At 73.1% G+C, this 17,400-nt stretch carries 18 protein-coding genes; 8 read left to right on the top strand and 10 right to left on the bottom strand.

The window, feature by feature from the left end; genetic code table 11:
- Both JNW91_RS21240 and JNW91_RS21235 read right to left on the bottom strand, forming a co-directional pair.
- On the bottom strand, positions 1–587 hold a 587-nt coding region (locus JNW91_RS21240), incomplete at its 3' end, for a hypothetical protein (RefSeq protein WP_203177252.1).
- A 400-nt stretch (positions 588–987) separates the two neighbouring features.
- Positions 988–2,265, bottom strand: a complete 1,278-nt coding sequence (locus JNW91_RS21235; RefSeq protein WP_203177251.1) for an Hsp70 family protein — start codon at positions 2,263–2,265, stop codon at positions 988–990.
- Positions 2,266–2,554: 289 nt separating this feature from the next.
- Between JNW91_RS21235 and JNW91_RS21230 the strand changes: the two genes are divergently transcribed.
- The 3 genes from JNW91_RS21230 (at position 2,555) to JNW91_RS21220 (ending at position 6,877) form a co-directional block, all read left to right on the top strand.
- On the top strand, positions 2,555–3,448 hold the full coding sequence (locus JNW91_RS21230; RefSeq protein ID WP_203177250.1) for an IniB N-terminal domain-containing protein: 894 nt from the start codon (positions 2,555–2,557) through the stop codon (positions 3,446–3,448).
- Positions 3,449–3,563: 115 nt separating this feature from the next.
- Positions 3,564–5,420: a dynamin family protein gene (locus tag JNW91_RS21225; RefSeq protein ID WP_203177249.1), complete on the top strand. Its 1,857-nt coding sequence runs from the start codon at positions 3,564–3,566 to the stop codon at positions 5,418–5,420.
- Entirely contained in the window at positions 5,417–6,877 is a 1,461-nt protein-coding gene (locus JNW91_RS21220; protein WP_203177248.1) for a P-loop NTPase family protein, read from the top strand. Before JNW91_RS21225 ends, JNW91_RS21220 begins: the two co-directional genes overlap by 4 nt.
- Positions 6,878–6,982: 105 nt before the next feature.
- Here the strand turns inward: JNW91_RS21220 and JNW91_RS21215 are convergent, their stop codons facing one another.
- Genes JNW91_RS21215 through JNW91_RS21205 form a run of 3 tightly spaced genes read right to left on the bottom strand, consistent with a single transcriptional unit; the run spans position 6,983 to position 8,898 of the window.
- Positions 6,983–7,390 carry an arsenate reductase ArsC gene (locus JNW91_RS21215; RefSeq protein WP_203177247.1) on the bottom strand — a complete coding sequence of 136 codons (408 nt, stop codon included), beginning with the start codon at positions 7,388–7,390 and terminating at the stop codon, positions 6,983–6,985.
- 13 nt (positions 7,391–7,403) lie between these two features.
- Positions 7,404–8,504 carry an ACR3 family arsenite efflux transporter gene (arsB, locus tag JNW91_RS21210; RefSeq protein WP_309244440.1) on the bottom strand — a complete coding sequence of 367 codons (1,101 nt, stop codon included), beginning with the start codon at positions 8,502–8,504 and terminating at the stop codon, positions 7,404–7,406.
- Between the two features lie 40 nt (positions 8,505–8,544).
- Positions 8,545–8,898 (bottom strand): ArsR/SmtB family transcription factor, encoded by a 354-nt coding sequence (locus tag JNW91_RS21205; protein WP_203177245.1) that lies wholly within the window; start codon positions 8,896–8,898, stop codon positions 8,545–8,547.
- A gap of 102 nt (positions 8,899–9,000) precedes the next feature.
- Here JNW91_RS21205 and JNW91_RS21200 point away from each other — a divergent pair, with 102 nt between their 5' ends.
- Positions 9,001–9,498 carry a GNAT family N-acetyltransferase gene (locus tag JNW91_RS21200; RefSeq protein WP_203177244.1) on the top strand — a complete coding sequence of 166 codons (498 nt, stop codon included), beginning with the start codon at positions 9,001–9,003 and terminating at the stop codon, positions 9,496–9,498.
- Positions 9,499–9,541: 43 nt separating this feature from the next.
- Entirely contained in the window at positions 9,542–10,948 is a 1,407-nt protein-coding gene (locus JNW91_RS21195) for an FAD-dependent oxidoreductase (protein ID WP_203177243.1), read from the top strand.
- Between the two features lie 48 nt (positions 10,949–10,996).
- On the opposite strand, the gene JNW91_RS21190 is transcribed toward JNW91_RS21195, so the two are convergent.
- The 4 genes from JNW91_RS21190 to JNW91_RS21175 form a co-directional block, all read right to left on the bottom strand.
- Entirely contained in the window at positions 10,997–11,350 is a 354-nt protein-coding gene (locus JNW91_RS21190; RefSeq protein WP_203177242.1) for a TraR/DksA family transcriptional regulator, read from the bottom strand.
- A gap of 46 nt (positions 11,351–11,396) precedes the next feature.
- Positions 11,397–12,392: a ferritin-like domain-containing protein gene (locus JNW91_RS21185; RefSeq protein WP_203177241.1), complete on the bottom strand. Its 996-nt coding sequence runs from the start codon at positions 12,390–12,392 to the stop codon at positions 11,397–11,399.
- A 207-nt stretch (positions 12,393–12,599) separates the two neighbouring features.
- Positions 12,600–13,445, bottom strand: coding sequence for a phosphate/phosphite/phosphonate ABC transporter substrate-binding protein (locus tag JNW91_RS21180; RefSeq protein ID WP_203177240.1), 846 nt, complete (start codon positions 13,443–13,445; stop codon positions 12,600–12,602).
- The gene (locus JNW91_RS21175; protein ID WP_203177239.1) at positions 13,445–14,614 is read right to left on the bottom strand and encodes an acyl-CoA dehydrogenase family protein; all 1,170 of its coding nucleotides are present in this window, start codon (positions 14,612–14,614) and stop codon (positions 13,445–13,447) included. Before JNW91_RS21175 ends, JNW91_RS21180 begins: the two co-directional genes overlap by 1 nt.
- Before the next feature lie 238 nt (positions 14,615–14,852).
- Between JNW91_RS21175 and JNW91_RS33660 the strand changes: the two genes are divergently transcribed.
- The gene (locus tag JNW91_RS33660) at positions 14,853–15,548 is read left to right on the top strand and encodes a TetR/AcrR family transcriptional regulator (RefSeq protein WP_203177238.1); all 696 of its coding nucleotides are present in this window, start codon (positions 14,853–14,855) and stop codon (positions 15,546–15,548) included.
- A gap of 148 nt (positions 15,549–15,696) precedes the next feature.
- Complete coding sequence (locus JNW91_RS21165; protein ID WP_203177237.1) at positions 15,697–15,954, top strand: hypothetical protein; 258 nt, start codon at positions 15,697–15,699, stop codon at positions 15,952–15,954.
- 15 nt (positions 15,955–15,969) lie between these two features.
- On the opposite strand, the gene JNW91_RS21160 is transcribed toward JNW91_RS21165, so the two are convergent.
- Positions 15,970–16,920, bottom strand: a complete 951-nt coding sequence (locus tag JNW91_RS21160; RefSeq protein ID WP_203177236.1) for a DMT family transporter — start codon at positions 16,918–16,920, stop codon at positions 15,970–15,972.
- Here JNW91_RS21160 and JNW91_RS21155 point away from each other — a divergent pair.
- On the top strand, positions 16,919–17,400 hold a 482-nt coding region (locus tag JNW91_RS21155), incomplete at its 3' end, for a GntR family transcriptional regulator (protein ID WP_203177235.1). The genes JNW91_RS21160 and JNW91_RS21155 overlap by 2 nt on opposite strands.

Below are 17,400 nucleotides of genomic sequence, written 5' to 3'. Positions count from 1 at the left end.
AACACCGCCCCGGCCGGCGGTGGCGGCGCCGTCAGGGTCGTGGCCGGGCAGTCGGCGAGCGCGCCGACCGCGCGCAGGGAACGGACCAGCGGCAGGACCGCGCCGCCGCGCGCCAGCTGCAACTCGGTGAGCCGGCGCCACACGGCGGTGCGATCGGTGGCCGGGCTGAGCGCGGTGACGACCCGCCGGACGATCGGCGCGAGCCGGCCGTCGGCGCCGATCAACCCCGCCGCCCGGGTCGTGGCGATCAGGTCGTCCACGGCCTCCGGCTCCTGATCGAGGAGAGCGCCGAGCATGCTCACCGGCAGCGGAACGCCCGCCGCGACCGCGAGCAGCAGACGCCGCACGGCGGTCGGCTGACCCTCCAGATCCGGCCCGAACTCCAGCAGGACCGACCGTGGTGGCTCCATCGAAATGCCGGTCGGGCCGTCCGCGCCGGCCAGCCCACGGGCCAGCCGCTCCACGTCCCGGGGCACACCGGCGGTCTGGGTGTGCACGAAATCCACCAGGTCGGCGCGTCGGCCCAGCTCGGGCACCGTGGCGAGGTAGGCGGCGGTCTGCTCCCGGGTGAACGGGCCGAGCAGCACCGCCTGCCGTCGCGGCGCAGGACGTCGGCCAGTTCGGTGAGCGCCGCCGACCGGGGCCACGGGCGGTGCGCCACCACGAGCCGGTGCCGGCGGCCGGCCGCCAGGCGCAGCAGCGCGCCGAGGCGTGCGTCGTCGAGCAGGTGCGCGTCGTCGACCAGCACCAGAGCGTCCGGGTCGACGTCTTCACCCGGCTCGGGAGCGCTCGTCCGGACGGTGATACCGGCCTGCTGGTGCAGCCGCGCCAACTCGGCGAGCAGCGCGGTCTTGCCGTGGCCGCCGGGTCCGGCCACCCCGACGGCGAGGGGGCCCCTCGGATCCCGCCCGACCAGGTCCAGGAGGGAGCTTGCCCCCCTACCCAGCAGCAGTCGGGACTCGGCGACGTCATTCATGATCATTGTGGTCATCCTTCGCGTCCCCGGCTGCGGGTCAATGCCAGACGGGACGCCTTCGGCAGGTCCAGTGGGAGGATCCGGACCGGCGGACGGGGAGGTGGATCGGCCGGGACGGGAACGTCGTGGTGCGGGCGGCGCGGCACCGGGAGGGAGGACCGCGGGGGACCGGTGACACCCGCCTGCTCGCGTACCGGAGCGGGGCCGGGGACCGGAGCGGGTCGGCGCGGCGACACCACCTGGCAGGCGGCCATCGCCGCCCCGGTCGCGGCGGTCAACTGGGAGTCCGGCTGCACCTCCACCGGCACCGGGAGAGCCGCCCCGACCAGTTCGGTGACGAGCGGGATGCGGGCGGAGCCGCCGGCCAGCAGGACGGCGTCGAGCTGCGTCGGCGTCAGACCGGCGCCGTGCACCGTCCGGAGCAGGAGGTCGACGGTGGCCTGCACGGTCGGGCGGATCATGTCCTCGAATTGTGCCCGGGTCACCGGAATCCGCGCGGGGCCGCCCGGCAGGCTCAGCACCACGTCGGCCGTCAGGTCGACGGTCAGCTCGCGCTTGACCCGGTCACACTCCGCCCGCAGCCCGCGCAGGGCGGCCTGGGTGCCCCGGCGCGCGGTGGCCGCCAACTCCCGGGCCAGCACGGTACGGACGTGCGTGGCCAGCGCCTCGTCGAAGTCGGCGCCACCGATCGGGTCGAGGCCCTGCGGGGTGCCGAAACCCTCGTACGTGCCGCGCGGCGTACGCCGCACCAGCGCCGCCTCGAAGCTGTTGCCGCCCAGCGCGTAGACCGCGGCCGTCGTACCGGCGAACCCGCGGGCCGCGTGGCTCTCGGCCACCGTCACGGTGCGGGGCAGGAGCGTCACGTGGCGCAGGCCGAGGTCGGTCAACGCCCGGCGCAGCAGATCCCGCCGGTACGGGCGCCAGGCCGCCGGGTGGCTGAGCACGATCGCCTCGGCCGGTGCCCCCTCCAGGGCGTGGACCCGGTCCACCACCCACCCCGCCAGCTCCGCGGCCAGCGTCTGCGGCGCACACGCCTCGCCGCCGAGCAGCAGGGGCACGTCGTCGCCGATCCGGCGGACGAAGTCGCGGGTGGTGCGGCTGCCGTCGTCGGTCGGCGGCTCGCCGACACGCAGCGAGCCGTCCTCCGACAGGTACAGCACCGACGGTACGAGAGGCGAGTCGGCGCTCAACCCGACGGGCTCCGGGCGCGTCCAGGTCGCGCCGTTACGCCGTGCGACGGCGGCAGCCGTGTTGGTGCTTCCGATGTCTATCCCCAGGACGTACCGCATCCGTCTCTTCTCTCCCCGTGAGGTGGCCGGTCGGTGGCGCTCGCGCCGACGACCACCCCCGGCGAACCCCCGCGGGCTCCTACGTTCGTACCAGAGATCGCTCCCTGGTCGGGACCCTAATCTGTCCGGGATGGTTTCCCCCTGTCCCCCTAACGTACGAAGCGGCGGACCCCCTAGTTCAGCGGGATCGGATGCGGGCCGAGCCCCGATGTCCGGGGGTGCCCCCCGGCCGTAACGTTCCTGTCGACGCAAGACGGTCGCTGACGCCACATCCGAGGAGAACCGGCACATGGACTCGCAACAGACCCTCCACGACTTCGTGCTCGACCTGCTGACCAACCCCGACGCGCGGTCGGCGTTCGACCTCGACCCGGAGGGTGCGCTGAACGCCGCGGGGCTCACCGACATCACCGCCGCCGACGTGCAGGACGTCGTTCCGCTGGTGGTCGACTACGCGCCGGGGCAGGGCCTCGCGCCGCTCGCTCCGGTGGTCGGCCAGCTCGGCCTGGACCCGCTGGTGACCGACACCACCGACGTGGTCGGTCAGCTGCAGAGCGTGGCCCAGCAGATCAGCATCACCAGCTCGCCCACCGGCCTGGACGTCAAGGCGGGCGTGCTGGGCGCCATCGCGGTCGACCCGACCACCGTCGCGGCCGGCGTCACCGTGCTTCCGGGGATCGGCCTGGGCGTCGGTCCGAGCGGCCTGGACACCGACCTGACCGGCGTGAACGACGTGGCGCACACCCTCGACGCCGACGTGGTGCAGCCGGTGGACGCCATCGCGGACCCGGTGCTCGGGGATGTCACCGGCACCGTCGGCAACCCGGGCGGTCTGCTCGACACCACCGACCACGGCCTGATCGGCGGCGACCTCACCGGCGGCGTCCTGTCCGGCACCCAGGGCACCCTCGATGGTGTCGTCGGCTCGCTCGGCGTCGGCGACACGCTCGGCGGACTGGGCCTGGGTGACGGTGGTGGCGTCGGCGGCGTCCTCCCGCCGCTGGACGTTCCGTCCACCGTGGGCGGCGTGACGCACCAGGTGGAGGGTCTCCTCCCCGGCGTCACCGGAACGGTCGGTGACGTGACCGGCGGCGCCACCGATGGTGTGCTCGGTGACACGCACGACGGTGGGCCCGCCTCGTCGGACCACGGCCTGCTGGGTATCACCGGGGGCCTGCTCTGACGGGTTTTTCCACCTGGAGCGGGAGGTCGGATCGTCTTCGGCGGTCCGGCCTTCTCCAGTTCCTCACCCGGTCCCTCTTGATAATTAAGCCGAAATCAGCACACTTGGTGCGGTGATGGCGGGGATCTGGTTGGACGTGCTGGACGAGATCGCCCGTACGTGCAGCGCGCACGGACGAGACGACCTGCTCCAGACGGTGCGGCAGAAGCGTACGCAACTGCTGGACCCGAAGCTGCGCGTCCTGGTCATCGGTGAGCCCAACCAGGGCAAGAGCCAGTTGATCAACGCGATCATCAACGCGCCCGCCTGCCCGGTGGGCGACGGACGCACCACCGTCCTGCCGACCGTGGTGCAGCACGCCGAGGCCGCGTACGCCGCGGTGGCCCAGGCGCCGCCACCGGCGCCGGGCCGGTCCGCCGGCACCGCCACCGTCGTCGCCGTCGAGCGGACCCCGGTGGCGCTCAACCAGGTCGCAGCGGGGGTGGCCGGCACTGTCGGGCGTCGGCCGGGCGGCGGTCCGGCGTACGTCGAGATCGGGGTGCCCCGCGCCCTGCTCGGTGCCGGGATGGTGCTGGTGGACACGCCTGGCACCGACGAGATCGCCGCTGTCGGCGGCGCCGGCCCGGTGGCCTCTCCCAGTCGCGCCGACACGGTGCTGCTGGTCTCCGACTCCACCCGGGAACTCTCGGTCACCGAGTTGGACATGCTGCTGCACGTCATGCGCTCGCACCCGAACGTGGTGGTGGTGCAGAGCAAGACCGATCTCGTGGCGGACTGGCGTGCGGTGGCCGAGCGCAACCGGCAGCACCTGGCCGACGCCGGCATCCCCGCGCCGGTGATCCCGGTCTCGGCGACGCTGCGGCTGCGGGCGGCCGCCGCCGACGACCGGGCCCTCAACGCCGAATCCGGCTTCCCCACGCTGATCGCCCGGTTGCAGCGGGACATGTCCGGCAAGGCCGACCAGTTGGCCCGGGTCGCGGTGCAGGCGGTGGCCCGAACGGTGGTGGAGCAGCTGGCGGCGCCGCTGCGCGCCGAGCTGGCGACCCAGGAGGCCGAGGAGCAGTCCGGGCCGATCTCCCGCCTGCACGCGGCGCAGCGCGAGGTCGACGAGTTGCGCCGCTGCTCCACCCGCTGGCAGAACTCACTGAACGACGAGGTCGCCGACCTGCTCTCCGACATCGAGTACGACCTGCGCGACCGGACCCGGCAGATCCTGCGCGCGGTGGACGAGGCGTTCGACACGGCCGACCCGTTGGTCGCCTGGGACACCTTCCAGGACTGGCTGGAGCGCAGCCTGGTGGAGGCGGCGGAGGCGAACCACGAGTGGCTGATTCAGCGCTGCGACTGGATCGCCCGTCGGGTGGCCGCCAACTTCGCCCGGTACGGCTACGACGTGCTGCCACCGTGGTCGATGACGATGCCGGAGGACTTCGGCGAGCGGCTGCCGGAGCTGGAGCGGCCGAAGGTCGACCGGTTCACCACCGGTCAGAAGCTGTTCACCGGCATGAAGGGCTCGTACGGCGGCATGCTGATGTTCGGCCTGGCAACCACGTTGGCCGGGATGCCGATGATCAACCCGGTCTCGGTCGGCATCGGCGCGCTGTTCGGCGGCAAGAGCATCCGCGACGAGAGCAAGCAGCTGCTCCGTCGTCGACAGGCCACCGTGAAGACGGCCATCCAGCGGCATGTCGACGAGTTCTTCGTCCGCGTCATCAGGGACTGCCGCGACGCCGCCCGGCAGGTGCAGCGGATGCTGCGGGACCACTTCACGGGGCTCACCGAGGAGCTTCAGGAGGCCATCGTCCAGTCGTTCCGCAGCGCGAAGCAGGAGGCCGACACGGATGCGGCCCTGCGTGAGCAGCGGCAACGCGAGATCCGGCTGAAGATGACCCGGTTGGCCGCGCTCTACGAGCAGTCTCAGCAGCTCAGCGGTCCCCGTTCCGCCCCGGGGCTGTTGGAGCCTCGGGCATGACCGTCGGGGTGCGCCTGGACGAGGCGGCATGGGGGTTGCTGCATCAGGCACTCGACCTCTACCGGGCCAACTCGCGGGCCGTCGGGCAGCTGCGACACCAGGTGGCCCGGCTGGAGGAGCCGCTGCGCATCGCGGTCGCCGGCCCCTGGCGTTCCGGGAAGTCGACGGTGCTGAACGCGCTGATGGGTGAGGAGGTCGCGCCGGTCGAGGGTGCCGACGGCGCCTTCACCTGGTACGAGGACGGCGCCGCGCCGCGCGCCACCGCCTACCCGGTGGGTCAGCCCGCGCAGGAGTTGACGGTGGTCAAGTCGGCGACCGGGATGCGGGTGGACCTGGGCTGGGGCGCGGGGGAGGTGCGCGACATCGTGGTGCAGTGGCCGACGCGGGCGCTGCGACAGGTCACGCTGATCGACACGCCGGCGCTGACCGGCGCCGGTGAGCGGGGTCGCGTGTCGGTGATGGATCGGGTGCTGCGGGACGCGGACGCGGTGCTGTTCCTGACCCGCGATGGTCGCGACAGCGATCTGCGGGTGCTGGAGTCCGGCCGGGAGAGCGCCGTCGGCCAGGCCGCCCCGGTGAACGTGATCATGGTGTTGTCCCGGGCGGACGAGACCGGCGGTGGCCGGATCGACGGACTGCTCACCGCCCGCCAGCTGGCCCGACGGCACTACCGCGATCCCCGGGTGGGCGCGCTGGCCGTGAACGTGGTGGCGTGCAGCGGGTCGGTCGGACTGGCCGGTCGGATGCTCAGCGAGTCGGACTTCGGCGCGCTCGCGGTGCTGGCCGGGGTCCCCCGAGCGGAGTTGGAGGCCCACCTGCTCTCCGCCGACCGCTTCTGCCGTGGCGACCTGCCGGTACGAATGGACCCGGACCTGCGCGCCGCCCTGCTGGATCGTTTCGGTCTCTTCGGGATCCGGTTGGCGACCACCCTGGTCCGTTCCGGTTTCGACAACCGGGTGAAGCTCTCCGCCGAACTCATCCGGCGCAGTGGGCTCACCGAGCTGCGGGAGGCGGTGACCCGCTGCTTCATCGACCGCCGCGACACGCTCAAGGCGCGGTCGGCGCTGGCCGCCGTGGAGACCCTGGTGCGGGCCGAACCCGTCCGGGGCTCCGAGGAGCTGGTCGGCACGATCGAGCAGATCCTCGCCGGCGCCCACGAGTTCCGGGAGTTGCGTCTGCTGGTGGCGTTGCGACACACCCGGCTCGGGTTCGACGCCGAGCTGGCCGCGGAGGCGCAGCGGCTGATCGGGGGCGACGGGGTGGGGCTCGCGGCCCGACTCGGTGTCGAGCACGAGGCGACCGTGCAGCGGCTCTGGGAGGTCGCCGCCGACGCGCAGGGGCGATGGCGGGACCGGGCGGAGGACCCGATCCTTCCGCTGGCCCAGCGCCGCGGTGCGGAGGTGGTCGTCCGCAGCTGCGAGGGGATGCTCGCCGAGTTGGCCGCGGGCGGCCGCTGAGTCCCTGTGATTGCTGACTACTTCCGTCGCGCGACCCGGACGCAGGTTGTCACCGTGGTGCCTGCCGGCTCGCGGTTGTGGCCCGCAGGCGCTGCGAGGGCTGGGTCAGGTGGCGGAGTTCAGCTCGGCGAGGAGCTTTTCCACCCGGGTACGGATCTCGTCGCGGATCGGACGGACGGAATCCACGCCCCGGCCGGCCGGGTCGTCGAGCTTCCAGTCCTCGTAGCGCTTGCCGGGAAAGACCGGGCAGGCGTCACCGCAGCCCATCGTCACGATGACGTCGGAGGACTCCGCGGTGGCGTACTCCAGGAGTTTCGGGGTCTGGTCGGTGATGTCGACGCCGACCTCCCGCATCGCCTGCACGGCGGCGGGGTTGACCGTCTCGGCCGGCGCGGAGCCGGCCGAGCGGACCTCCACGGTGTCGCCGGCCAGGTGGCGCAGCCAACCGGCGGCCATCTGGGAACGGCCGGCGTTGTGGACGCAGACGAACAGGACGCTGGGCTTGTCGCTCATGATGGTTGCCTTCTCAGCCGATCGACGGGGGCGTGGTGGGGGTGAATAACCGGCGGCGCGCCCACAACGAGACGTAGACGAGCCCGACCAGGACGGGCACCTCGATCAGCGGGCCGACGACCCCGGCGAGGGCCTGGCCGGAGGTGACGCCGAAGGTGCCGATCGCGACGGCGATGGCGAGCTCGAAGTTGTTGCCGGCGGCGGTGAAGGCCAGGGTGGTGGTGCGTTCGTAGCCGAGGCCGATGGCCCGGCCGAGAGCGTAGGAGCCGGCCCACAGGAGCGCGAAGTACACCAGCAGGGGCAGGGCGATACGGGCGACGTCGAGGGGTCGGCTGGTGATGGCGTCGCCCTGGAGGGCGAACAGGATCACGATGGTGAACAGCAGCCCGTACAGGGCGGAGGGGCCGAGCCTGGGCAGCAGCCGTGACTCGTACCAGGTGCGGCCCTTGGCGCGTTCGCCGAGGCGGCGGGTGAGGTAGCCGGCCAGCAGCGGGATGCCGAGGAAGATGAGCACGTTGCGGGCGATGTCCCAGGCCGAGATGGCCAGCTCGGCGCCGGGCAGCCCCAGCCAGTCGGGCAGGACGGACAGGTAGAACCAACCGAGCAGGCCGAAGGCGAGGACCTGGAACACCGAGTTGAGCGCGACCAGGACGGCCGCGGCTTCCCGGTCGCCGCAGGCGAGGTCGTTCCAGATGATGACCATGGCGATGCAGCGGGCCAGGCCGACGATGATCAGGCCGGTCCGGTACGCGGGTTGGTCGGCCAGGAAGATCCAGGCCAGAGCGAACATCACGGCGGGACCGACGAGCCAGTTGAGGACCAGCGAGGAGATCAGCAGTCGACGGTCGCCGGTGACGGTGTTGATCCGGTCGTATCGGACCTTCGCCAGCACCGGATACATCATAATCAGCAGTCCGATCGCGATCGGCAGCGAGATGCCGCTGATCGTCACCGCGTCGAGTGCGCTGTCCAGGCCCGGCACCAGGCGACCGAGGAGCAGCCCGGCGGCCATGGCCAGCCCGATCCAGACCGGCAGGAACCGGTCGAGTCGGGAGAGGCCGCCGGCCACGGCGCTCGTGGCCGGGTGGGTCTGGGGGATGGTGCTGGTGCTCACGGGCACTCCGGTCGGGTCTGTGCGTGGTGCGGCCGGCATCTCAGGTGGCCGACGGCGGTGTGACGGTGAGCAGGGCGGCGAGTTGGCGCAGGATCGTCGGGCGGGCGCGGTAGTAGACCCACGTGCCCCGGCGGTCGGCGTCGACGAGCCCCGCCTCGCGTAGCGTCCGCAGGTGGTGCGAGATGGTCGGGCCGGTGAGGTCGAACGCCGGAGTCAGGTCGCAGACGCAGATCTCCCCGCCCTCGGCGGAGGCGATCATCGACATCAGTTGCAGGCGGACCGGGTCGCCGAGGGCCTTGAACGCGGGAGCGAGCGCGGCGGCCGTCTCGGCCGGCACGCGCCGTTCGGTCAGGGCCGGGCAGCAGGACACGTCCACGGCCGCTTGTTTCGACATGGCTCTAGGTTGACAGGGATCTAATCAATGTGCAACTGTCTGATTCGACAGACGTCGAGACAGCATCCGGGGAAGTGGTCCGACACCGAGAGGAGCCTGCCGATGGTCGACCTCACCGTGCGTCCGATGAGCGCCCGCGACGCGGACCGCGTCCTGGCGATCTACCAGGCCGGCCTCGACAGCGGCGAGGCCAGCTTCGAGGTCACCGCGCCGACCTGGGCTGCGTTCGACGCCACCCGGTTGACCGCGCACCGATTCGTAGCCGTCGACGGCCACGGCACCATCCTCGGCTGGGTCGCCGTCACCCCGACGTCGAACCGCCCGGTCTACGCCGGAGTGGTCGAGCACTCCGTCTACGTCGACCCCGTGGCACGGGGGCGCGGGGTCGGCCGGCTGTTGCTCGACACGCTGATCACCTCGACCGAAGCCGCCGGCATCTGGACGATCCAGTCCGGCGTCTTCCCGGAGAACACCGCCAGCCTGGCCCTTCACCAGCGGGCCGGGTTCCGCGTCATCGGCGTCCGGGAGCGGGTCGGCCGCCACCACGACCGCTGGCGGGACGTCGTCCTGCTGGAACGTCGCAGCCCCACCATCGTCTGACGAGCGGGCCCCACCACGTGGGCCGGCAAAGAGGAGTCAACGGATGAACGCTCTGGACAGCCTTCCCGTCGTGGTCGTCGGCGCCGGCCCGGCCGGTCTCGCCGCCGCCGCCCACCTGCACGAACGCGGTCTGCCCTTCATCGTCCTGGAAGCCGGCGACACCCCCGGCGCCGCCGTCCGGCAGTGGGGGCATGTGCGGGTCTTCTCGCCCTGGCGCTACAACATCGACCCGGCCGCGCGGCGAATGCTCGACGAGGCCGGCTGGGTCGCGCCCGACCCGGAGGCCCTGCCGACCGGGGCGGAGCTGGTCCGCGCCTATCTCCAGCCACTCGCGGAGCTGCCCCAGCTCAAGCCACACGTCCGCTACGGCGCCCGGGTCCAGGCGATCAGCCGCCTCGGTCTCGACCGGCTGCGCACCGCCGGGCGCGACACCACCCCGTTCCTGGTCCGCCGCACCGACGGCGCCGAGTTGCTGGCTCGTGCCGTCATCGACGCCTCCGGCACCTGGGGCACCCCGAACGTCCTCGGCGCGTCCGGCCTGCCCGCCCGGGGCGAGGCCGACGCGGCCGCGTACCTCGAGCACGCGCTGCCGGACGTTCTCGGCGCCGACCGGCACCGCTTCGCCGGTCGGCACACCCTCGTCGTCGGCGCCGGCCACTCCGCGGCGAACACCCTGCTGTCCCTGGCGGACCTGGCCGCCGCCGAGCCCGGCACCGAGGTGACCTGGGCGATCCGCACCGCCTCGCCGGCGCGGACGTACGGCGGCGGGGACGCCGACGCCCTGCCGGCACGCGGGGCTCTCGGTGCGCGGCTGCGTGCGCACGTCGACGCCGGACGGATCAGGCTGCTCACCGGGTTCTGGGTGCACGCCCTCACTCCGACCGGCGGACGCGTCGGGGTGGCCGTCCGGCACGCCGACGGCGGCGCGGAGTCGGTGCTCGTGGACCGCGTCGTCGCCGCCACCGGCTTTCGCCCCGACCATTCGATCACCTCCGAGCTGCGGCTGGACCTGGACCCGGTGCTGGGCGCCACCCGCGCACTCGCACCCCTGATCGATCCGAACGAGCATTCCTGCGGCACGGTGCCCCCGCACGGCGTCGACGAACTCGCCCATCCGGAGAGCGGCTACTACGCCGTCGGCATGAAGTCCTACGGTCGGGCGCCGACGTTCCTCATGGCCACCGGCTACGAGCAGGTCCGCTCCGTCGTCGCCGCCCTCGCCGGAGACTGGGACGCCGCCCGCGACGTCCAGCTCGACCTGCCCGAGACCGGCGTCTGCAACAGCAACGCCGCCGACCCGGTGACCGGCGACGGCTGCTGCGGGCCGGTGGCGCAGGCCGAGCCGACCGGACGGGGGCTGGCCACCGGCGTCACCGGTGGGCTGCTCAGCCTCGTCGTCGTCGACGCCGCGTCCGCCGAGGGACAGACCGGCGGCTGCTGCGCCAGCTGACGTCCCACCCGGTCACGGTGCCCGCCGGTCCCAGCGTCGACGGCACCGTCACCGTCGGCTGGCGCAGGCCACACAGGTACGCGCCGACGGACGGGCGGCAAGCCGCTCGGCGGGAATCGGGCGGGAACATCGTTCGCACACGCCGTAGCTGCCGGCGTCGACGCGGTTCAGTGCCACGTCCAGTTCCGCCAGCCGTCGGCGTGCCGCGTCCAGGACGGCGCTGAGCTGTGCCCGTTCGAAGGCGATCGTGCTGCCCTCGGGGTCGTGTTCGTCGTCGGCGTTGGACGACCGGGACGCCTCGAAGAGGCTGCGCAGGTCGCCCTCCAGTGCGGCGGCCTGAGCCGCCGTCTCGTCGCGTCGGCGCAGAAGATCGGCACGGATCGCGCTGGATTCCCTGTCCATGGCGGTTCAACGCTACGCCGGATGACGACTGACCACGCCCTCGGATCTACATGAAGTTGCGGGTGTGCAGCGCGGAGAGCGCGGCCGCCTCGTCGGATCGGAACCCGAGCCGGACGAGCCGGCGCTGGCGGCCCTGATCCATCGCGTGTTGCAGAGCCCGTACGTGCTCGAAGCCGGCGGACACGTCATCCGGGTCCCACCCGCCCGCCGCGAGCACCACCAACGCGTCGAACACGTCCGCGTTGAGGCCCGCGGTGTCGGCCAACGCGTCGTGCCGACGGTGGATGGCGGCACGGAGTCGGTCGCGCAGCGCCTGGTCGACCGTCGCCTGATGCTCCAGGTGCGCCATGCCGAACACCACGTGCCGGCGCTCGTCCTGCATCGCCAACCAGCAGATCCGGCGGGTCACCGGATCCGGAGCGTGCCGCACCAGGAACGCCAGCAGGTCGACGAAGCTGCCCTCACCGAGCACGGAGAGCAGGAACGAGGCCAGGGCGAAATCGGACTCGGCGACGAGCGTGAAGAGCGACTGCCGGCCGCCCGCCGACGACGTGCCCAACTCCGCACCGCGCAGCAACGCCCGCCGGCTGAACACCTCCATGTGCCGGGCCTCGTCGGCCATCTGCACGGCAAGGAGCTGCATCACCTCACGAAAATGCGGGTGGATGCGACCGACGAAGCGCGCCGGTACGACGAGAGCCGCCTGCTCGTTCTCCACGAGGTAGGTCATGACCTGCACCACCGCGGCCTCGACATCCGCCGGCAGCGCGAACGTGTCGTCCCACGGCACCGCCGTCTCCGGGTCCCACTGCCGCGCGGCGGCCTGCGCGTACAGCGTGGGCGCGATGTCGGCCCACACCAGATCGCGGTCGTCCAGGTCGAACCGGGCCTCGGGACCGCCGGCCTCCAACAGCGCGCCACGGGCCCCGAGCCCCCACCGTGACGGCGGACGACCGCTGAGCGCCGAGGGCAGCGCCGGCCCGGCCCGCTCCGCGCCGAACCAGCGGTCGTCGTCCGCCGTACCTCGCACGACGACGGCCACCAGGTCGCTCCGGTCGGCCGGATCGAGCCATTCGATCCGGTGACCCCGGCTTCGGCACCACGCCGGCAGATGCACCCCCCAGCGCCGGGTCGCGGCCGCGGACCGCCAGTCGGCCGCCGGGCGGCAGCGCGGCGAGGGCGCGCTGCACCAGCAGGTGCGCGCCGCGGCCGAAGCCGAGGCCGCCGAGGTCGATCTCGACGGTGGCGGTCACGGCCGATAGTCCGAAGCGGTCACCCGCCCGTCGGCGGCGTAGAACCCGCTCGCGTCGACCGCCTCGGCGAGAGCGGCGTAGCCCGTCGTGCGGCCGTCCTCCCAGGCCGTCAGGCCCTCCAGGTCGAGCAGCGGGCGCACCTGCGGATCGGCGTACGACATGCCGCGCAGCAGGGTGCCGAAGAGCCGGACCCCGTCGGACGTCGGCTCGCGTACCGTCATGTTGCAATGGTCGTACCGCCCGGTCTGCGCGACGATCCGGGTGCCCTCGGGTGGCAGTGTGCCCTCCTGGACGAACAGCAGGTGGTTGGCGTCGATCATGCAGGCGGCGTCGACCTCCCCGGCCGCCAGGGCGCGGGCGGCCTCACGTTCGCCGCCGATGTGGTCCCCGTGCAGTCCGACACCCACGTCGAACCGGCGCACGTCGACCTGGACACCGGCGGCCGCGAGGTGACCGAGCGGGATCAGCGTCGCCTGCGGACTGTCCACCGCGCCGGTGGCCACCACCATCCCGGCGAGATCCTCGACGCGGCGTACCGGCGAGTCGGCGCGCACCACCACGACCGAGGTGAGATCCCGGTCGGTGTCGCGCATCGTGAGCGCGCTCACGGCGCCGCCACCCGCCGCCGCCAACCGTTGCGCCCGGAGCCAGGCGAGCGGGGAGTTCCAGGCCGCGTCGATCCGGCCGGCGACCAGATCCTCGACCTGTCGCTCGTAGTGCGAGTAGAGGACGAAGTCGAAAGCCAGGCCGCGCCCGCGCAGCCACGCGCGAAAGCCCTCCCAGATGGTGACCACCTTGGGGTCGTACGCGACCGCGCCCAGCAGGACCGATGGGGCCGGCATCAGCGGTTGGCCTCGTCGAGCAGCGGCAGCCCGGTGGCGACGCGGCCCACGAAGTCGTGCAGCGCATCGGTGGTCGGTGCCATCACTCGGGCCGCTCGCGAGTCGCGGAACCGGCGCTCCAGGCCCAACTCCCGGCGGAACGCGCTGCCGCCGCAGAGCCGCATCGCGCCGTCGGTGACGTCCGCGACCGTCTCGCCGGCCAGGGCCTTGACCTGCAACACGCGCAGCGTCGCGTCGTCCCGGCCGGTCTCCAGCGCGGTGAGGGTGTCACCGAGGAAGGCGCGCAGGGCGTCGGTGCGGATCTTGAGCTGGGCGAAGTCCCTGCGGGCCACGGGCGCGTCACGAAGGGCCGCGCCGGTGTGCGTGAGCGTGGTGCCGGTGAGGTGCCGGCCAGCCTCGGCGACCGCGCTGTCCGCGAGGCCGAGACAGAACGCGGAGTTGAGCACCAGAAACCAGGGGAGTACGACGGTGAGCGCGGTGTCGAGGCCGGCGCCGTCGGTGGCCAGCATCGCTTCGGTGGGGACCAGCAGGCCGTCGGCCGTCATCGGCCGGGAGCCGTTGCCGCGCAGGCCGAGCCCGTCGAAGTCGCCGGCGACGGCGAGCCCGGCGCTGTCGGCGGGAACGAGCCACAGCGTCATCGGCCCGGCACCGGGCGACAGCGGAAGGCTCGACCAGACGTAGCTGTCGGCTTCGCCCGCCGCGGTGACCCAGCTCTTGCGGGCGTCGAGTCGTACGGTGTCGTCACCGGCCGCCGTCGCGGTGCCGGTCGGCGACCAGAAGTGGCTGCGGGAGCCGAACTCGGAGAAGGCCAACGTGGTCAGGTGACCGCCGGCGGCGATGGCCGCGCGCACCTCGCGCGGCCCGTGTGCCTCGACGACGGCGGTCGCCGCGTGGTGCATGAGCACCACCATCGCCGTGGAACCGCACTCGGCGGCCAGCCGTTCGATGACGTCGGCGACCACGCGCATGCCCTGGCCGCCGCCACCGACCTCGGTCGAGGAGGCCAGGCCGAGCAGGCCCGCCGCGGCGAGCGCGTCGACCCCCTCGCGGGGAAAGGTGCCGCTCCGGTCGACGGTCTCCGCCTGCGGCCGGATCACGTCGTCGATCACCCTGTGGAGGGTGGCCAGGGCATCGGTGCTGGACGGGAGACTCTCGACACTCGCCGTCATGGGCATGCCCCTTCAGCCGGACCGGGGGGTCGTCGTCGAGATTATCCGATCCTCGCGTCACTGGGCGAGAGCGACGGATCACCGTCTGGAGGGGATGTCCTCGCGGTCGATCCGCAGTTCCCGGCCAACGTAGAGCGTCACGGGCAGCGTGCGGGCCCGGAACGAAGATGGCCGCGATCACGACGAAGCCGAAGCGGCATCACAACTGCGAACGACGTTTGCAATTTAGAGTGGATCGGTGACCGACGCATCTGGGAGATCCGGCGAGCGCGACGCCGGCCGGCAGCCGATCTGGGCCAGACCCGAACGCGGCACCCGCGGCCCGGCTCCCGCGCACAGCCGGGACGCCATCGTCGTGGCCGCCATCGCCCTGGCCGACACCGAGGGGCTCGCCGCGGTGTCGATGCGCGCCGTCGCCAGCGCGCTCGGCACGGGAGCCGGATCGCTCTACCGGTACCTGTCGTCCCGCGACGACCTCCTGGACCTCATGACCGACCGGGTCGTGGGGGAGATGCGGCCGTACCCGCGGGCGGAGGGTGACTGGCTGGACGCGATGCTGCTGGTGGCCCGCCGGCAGTTGGCGCTGCACCGCGCCCACCCGTGGCTGCTGGACGTGATCCACCGGACGTCCGGCATCGGCCCCGAGAGCCTGGCCTGGTTCGACACCTGCATCGGGATCCTGGAGCCGGTGCCCTGCGCCGTCACCGCCAAGTTCGAGGCGATCGCCATGATGACCGGCGTGGTGAGCCTCTTCGCCCGCAGCGAGGCCACCTCCGGGTCGTTCAGCTTCGCCGGCCTCGACCTCGCGGCGTACCCGCACCTGGTCGCGGCGTTCAGCCGACCCGCCGCGCCGGCGCCCCGGACGGACCTCTTCGAGCGGACGCTGCGCAGCCTCCTCACGGGTCTGCTCGCCGCGCCGCCGGAGGCGGGCTGAACCAGGTGCTGTCAGCCGTTCATCCGTCCGGCGTGGCCCTGACTGGTCCAGGTTTCGGCGCCCGGGCGGGCGACGGAAGGCGTACACCGTCACCCGCCCGGGCGACGAGCCGGAGGAGACCGCGGCCGGTCAGGCCCGCGCGGCCCGGATGGCGTCGCGCAGCGGGGTGCTCGGCCGGCCGATGAGCCGGGTGAGGTCGTCGCTGTCGGTCGTCAGCTCACCGAGGGCGATCGAGCGGTCGAGCGCGGCGACGAACCCGGCGGTGCCGGCGTCCAGCCCGGCGTTCTCCAGGGTCGAGGCCAGCTCGGCGGCCGACAGGTCCCGGTGGACGACCGCGGTGCCGGTGACCTCGGTGACCGCGTCGGCCAGCTCGTCGAAGGTGAACGCGGTGCCGCCCAGTTCGTAGACGACGTTGCCGTCCTCATCGCTGGTCAGCGCGGCCGCCGCGGCGCGCCGCGAGCGCCGGCCGCCGGGTGCGCTGGGTCAACACGACGCACCCCAGCACCACCGCCGCCGCCACGACCGAGGTGGGCGTGACGCTCTCGCCGAGCAGCAGCGCCGACCACGCCAGGGTGAGCACCGGCTGCGCGAGCTGGACCTGACCGACCTGCGCGATACCGCCGCGGGCCAGGCCCGCGTACCAGGCGAAGAACCCCAGGAACATCGAGACGACGGTGAGGTAGCCGAACGCCGACCAGCCGAGAGCGTCGGCGTGCGGCCGGTCGGCCAGGGCGGCGACGATCGTGACGGGCACGGTGGCGGGCAGCGAGAGCAGCAAGGCCCAGCAGATCGTCCGGGCACCGCCCAACTCGCGGGCGAGGGCGCCGCCCTCGGCGTAGCCCAGGCCGCAGAGCACGATCGCCGTGAGCAGGAACAGGTCGGGCAGGGTGATCGCGCCGCGCACCGCCCCACTGGCACCGAGGAAGGCGAGCACCGCCAGCAGCCCGCCGGCGCTCGCGACCCAGAACAGCGGCGGCGGGCGTTCACCGGCGCGCAGCACCGCGAACACTGCCGTCATGGCGGGCAGTGCGGCGATGACGACCGCGCCGTGCGCGGAGGTCTGGGTGAGAAGGGCCAGCGAGGTGAACAACGGGAAGCCGACGACCACGCCAAGGGCGACGATCGCCAGCCGACGGCACTGGCTCCGGGAAGGCCGTGGGGAGCCGGTGACACGCAGGTACGCCCAGGCCAGCAGCCCCGCCCCGACCGCCCGGCCGAACGCGACGAACCACGGATCGAGCTGCTGCACGGCGAGGCGGGTGGCGGGCAGCGAGAGGCTGAACCCGAGCACGCCCAGCGCGCCGAGGGCGAGGCCGCCGGCACGGCCCGTTGTTACCGTGCTGGCGGCAGTAGCGCTACTCTTGTCCTTCATGGAGAACGGTAACGCAGCGGAACGCGTTATCCAAGATCTACGCGGGCTGGCGGCCGCCGCCGGTCCCGGCGCCCGGCTGCCCTCGGTTCGAGAGCTGACCGCCCGGCACCAGGCCTCGCCGGTCACCGTCGCCGAGGCGCTCCGGCGGTTGGCGGCCCAGGGGCTCATCGAGGCGCGGCCCGGCAGAGGCACCTTCGTGGCCGCCGCGCCGGACGAGCGACGGGTGCCCGACCTGTCCTGGCAGACCGTCGCACTCGGTCCCCGCCCGTCCGGTGAGGACGAGATGCAGGCGCTGCTGGCGCTACCGCGCGCCGGGGCGATTCCGTTGTCCGGTGGCTACCTGGACGCGGAGTTGCAGCCAGCCGCCGCGCTGGGCGCCGCCCTCACCCGCGCCGCCCGCCAGCCCGCGACCTGGCAGCGCGGGCCGGTCGAGGGGCGCGAGGACCTGCGCGCCTGGTTCGCCCGCGAGGCCGGGCCGGG

Source organism: Micromonospora parastrephiae, assembly GCF_016802865.1.
GTDB classification, from domain to species: Bacteria; Actinomycetota; Actinomycetes; order Mycobacteriales; family Micromonosporaceae; genus Micromonospora; species Micromonospora parastrephiae.
Note: the sequence above shows the minus strand (reverse complement) of the source record. Positions and strands in the feature narration are given on the sequence as shown.

Excerpts from the sequence above, each read along its gene's own strand:
- JNW91_RS21235 (WP_203177251.1), bottom strand. The coding sequence starts at position 2,265 with ATGCGGTACGTCCTGGGGATAGACATCGGAAGCACCAACACGGCTGCC.
- JNW91_RS21230 (WP_203177250.1), top strand. The coding sequence starts at position 2,555 with ATGGACTCGCAACAGACCCTCCACGACTTCGTGCTCGACCTGCTGACC.
- JNW91_RS21225 (WP_203177249.1), top strand. The coding sequence starts at position 3,564 with ATGGCGGGGATCTGGTTGGACGTGCTGGACGAGATCGCCCGTACGTGC.
- JNW91_RS21220 (WP_203177248.1), top strand. The coding sequence starts at position 5,417 with ATGACCGTCGGGGTGCGCCTGGACGAGGCGGCATGGGGGTTGCTGCAT.
- JNW91_RS21215 (WP_203177247.1), bottom strand. The coding sequence starts at position 7,390 with ATGAGCGACAAGCCCAGCGTCCTGTTCGTCTGCGTCCACAACGCCGGC.
- JNW91_RS21205 (WP_203177245.1), bottom strand. The coding sequence starts at position 8,898 with ATGTCGAAACAAGCGGCCGTGGACGTGTCCTGCTGCCCGGCCCTGACC.
- JNW91_RS21200 (WP_203177244.1), top strand. The coding sequence starts at position 9,001 with ATGGTCGACCTCACCGTGCGTCCGATGAGCGCCCGCGACGCGGACCGC.
- JNW91_RS21195 (WP_203177243.1), top strand. The coding sequence starts at position 9,542 with ATGAACGCTCTGGACAGCCTTCCCGTCGTGGTCGTCGGCGCCGGCCCG.
- JNW91_RS21190 (WP_203177242.1), bottom strand. The coding sequence starts at position 11,350 with ATGGACAGGGAATCCAGCGCGATCCGTGCCGATCTTCTGCGCCGACGC.
- JNW91_RS21180 (WP_203177240.1), bottom strand. The coding sequence starts at position 13,445 with ATGCCGGCCCCATCGGTCCTGCTGGGCGCGGTCGCGTACGACCCCAAG.
- JNW91_RS21175 (WP_203177239.1), bottom strand. The coding sequence starts at position 14,614 with ATGACGGCGAGTGTCGAGAGTCTCCCGTCCAGCACCGATGCCCTGGCC.
- JNW91_RS21165 (WP_203177237.1), top strand. The coding sequence starts at position 15,697 with ATGGCGTCGCGCAGCGGGGTGCTCGGCCGGCCGATGAGCCGGGTGAGG.
- JNW91_RS21160 (WP_203177236.1), bottom strand. The coding sequence starts at position 16,920 with ATGAAGGACAAGAGTAGCGCTACTGCCGCCAGCACGGTAACAACGGGC.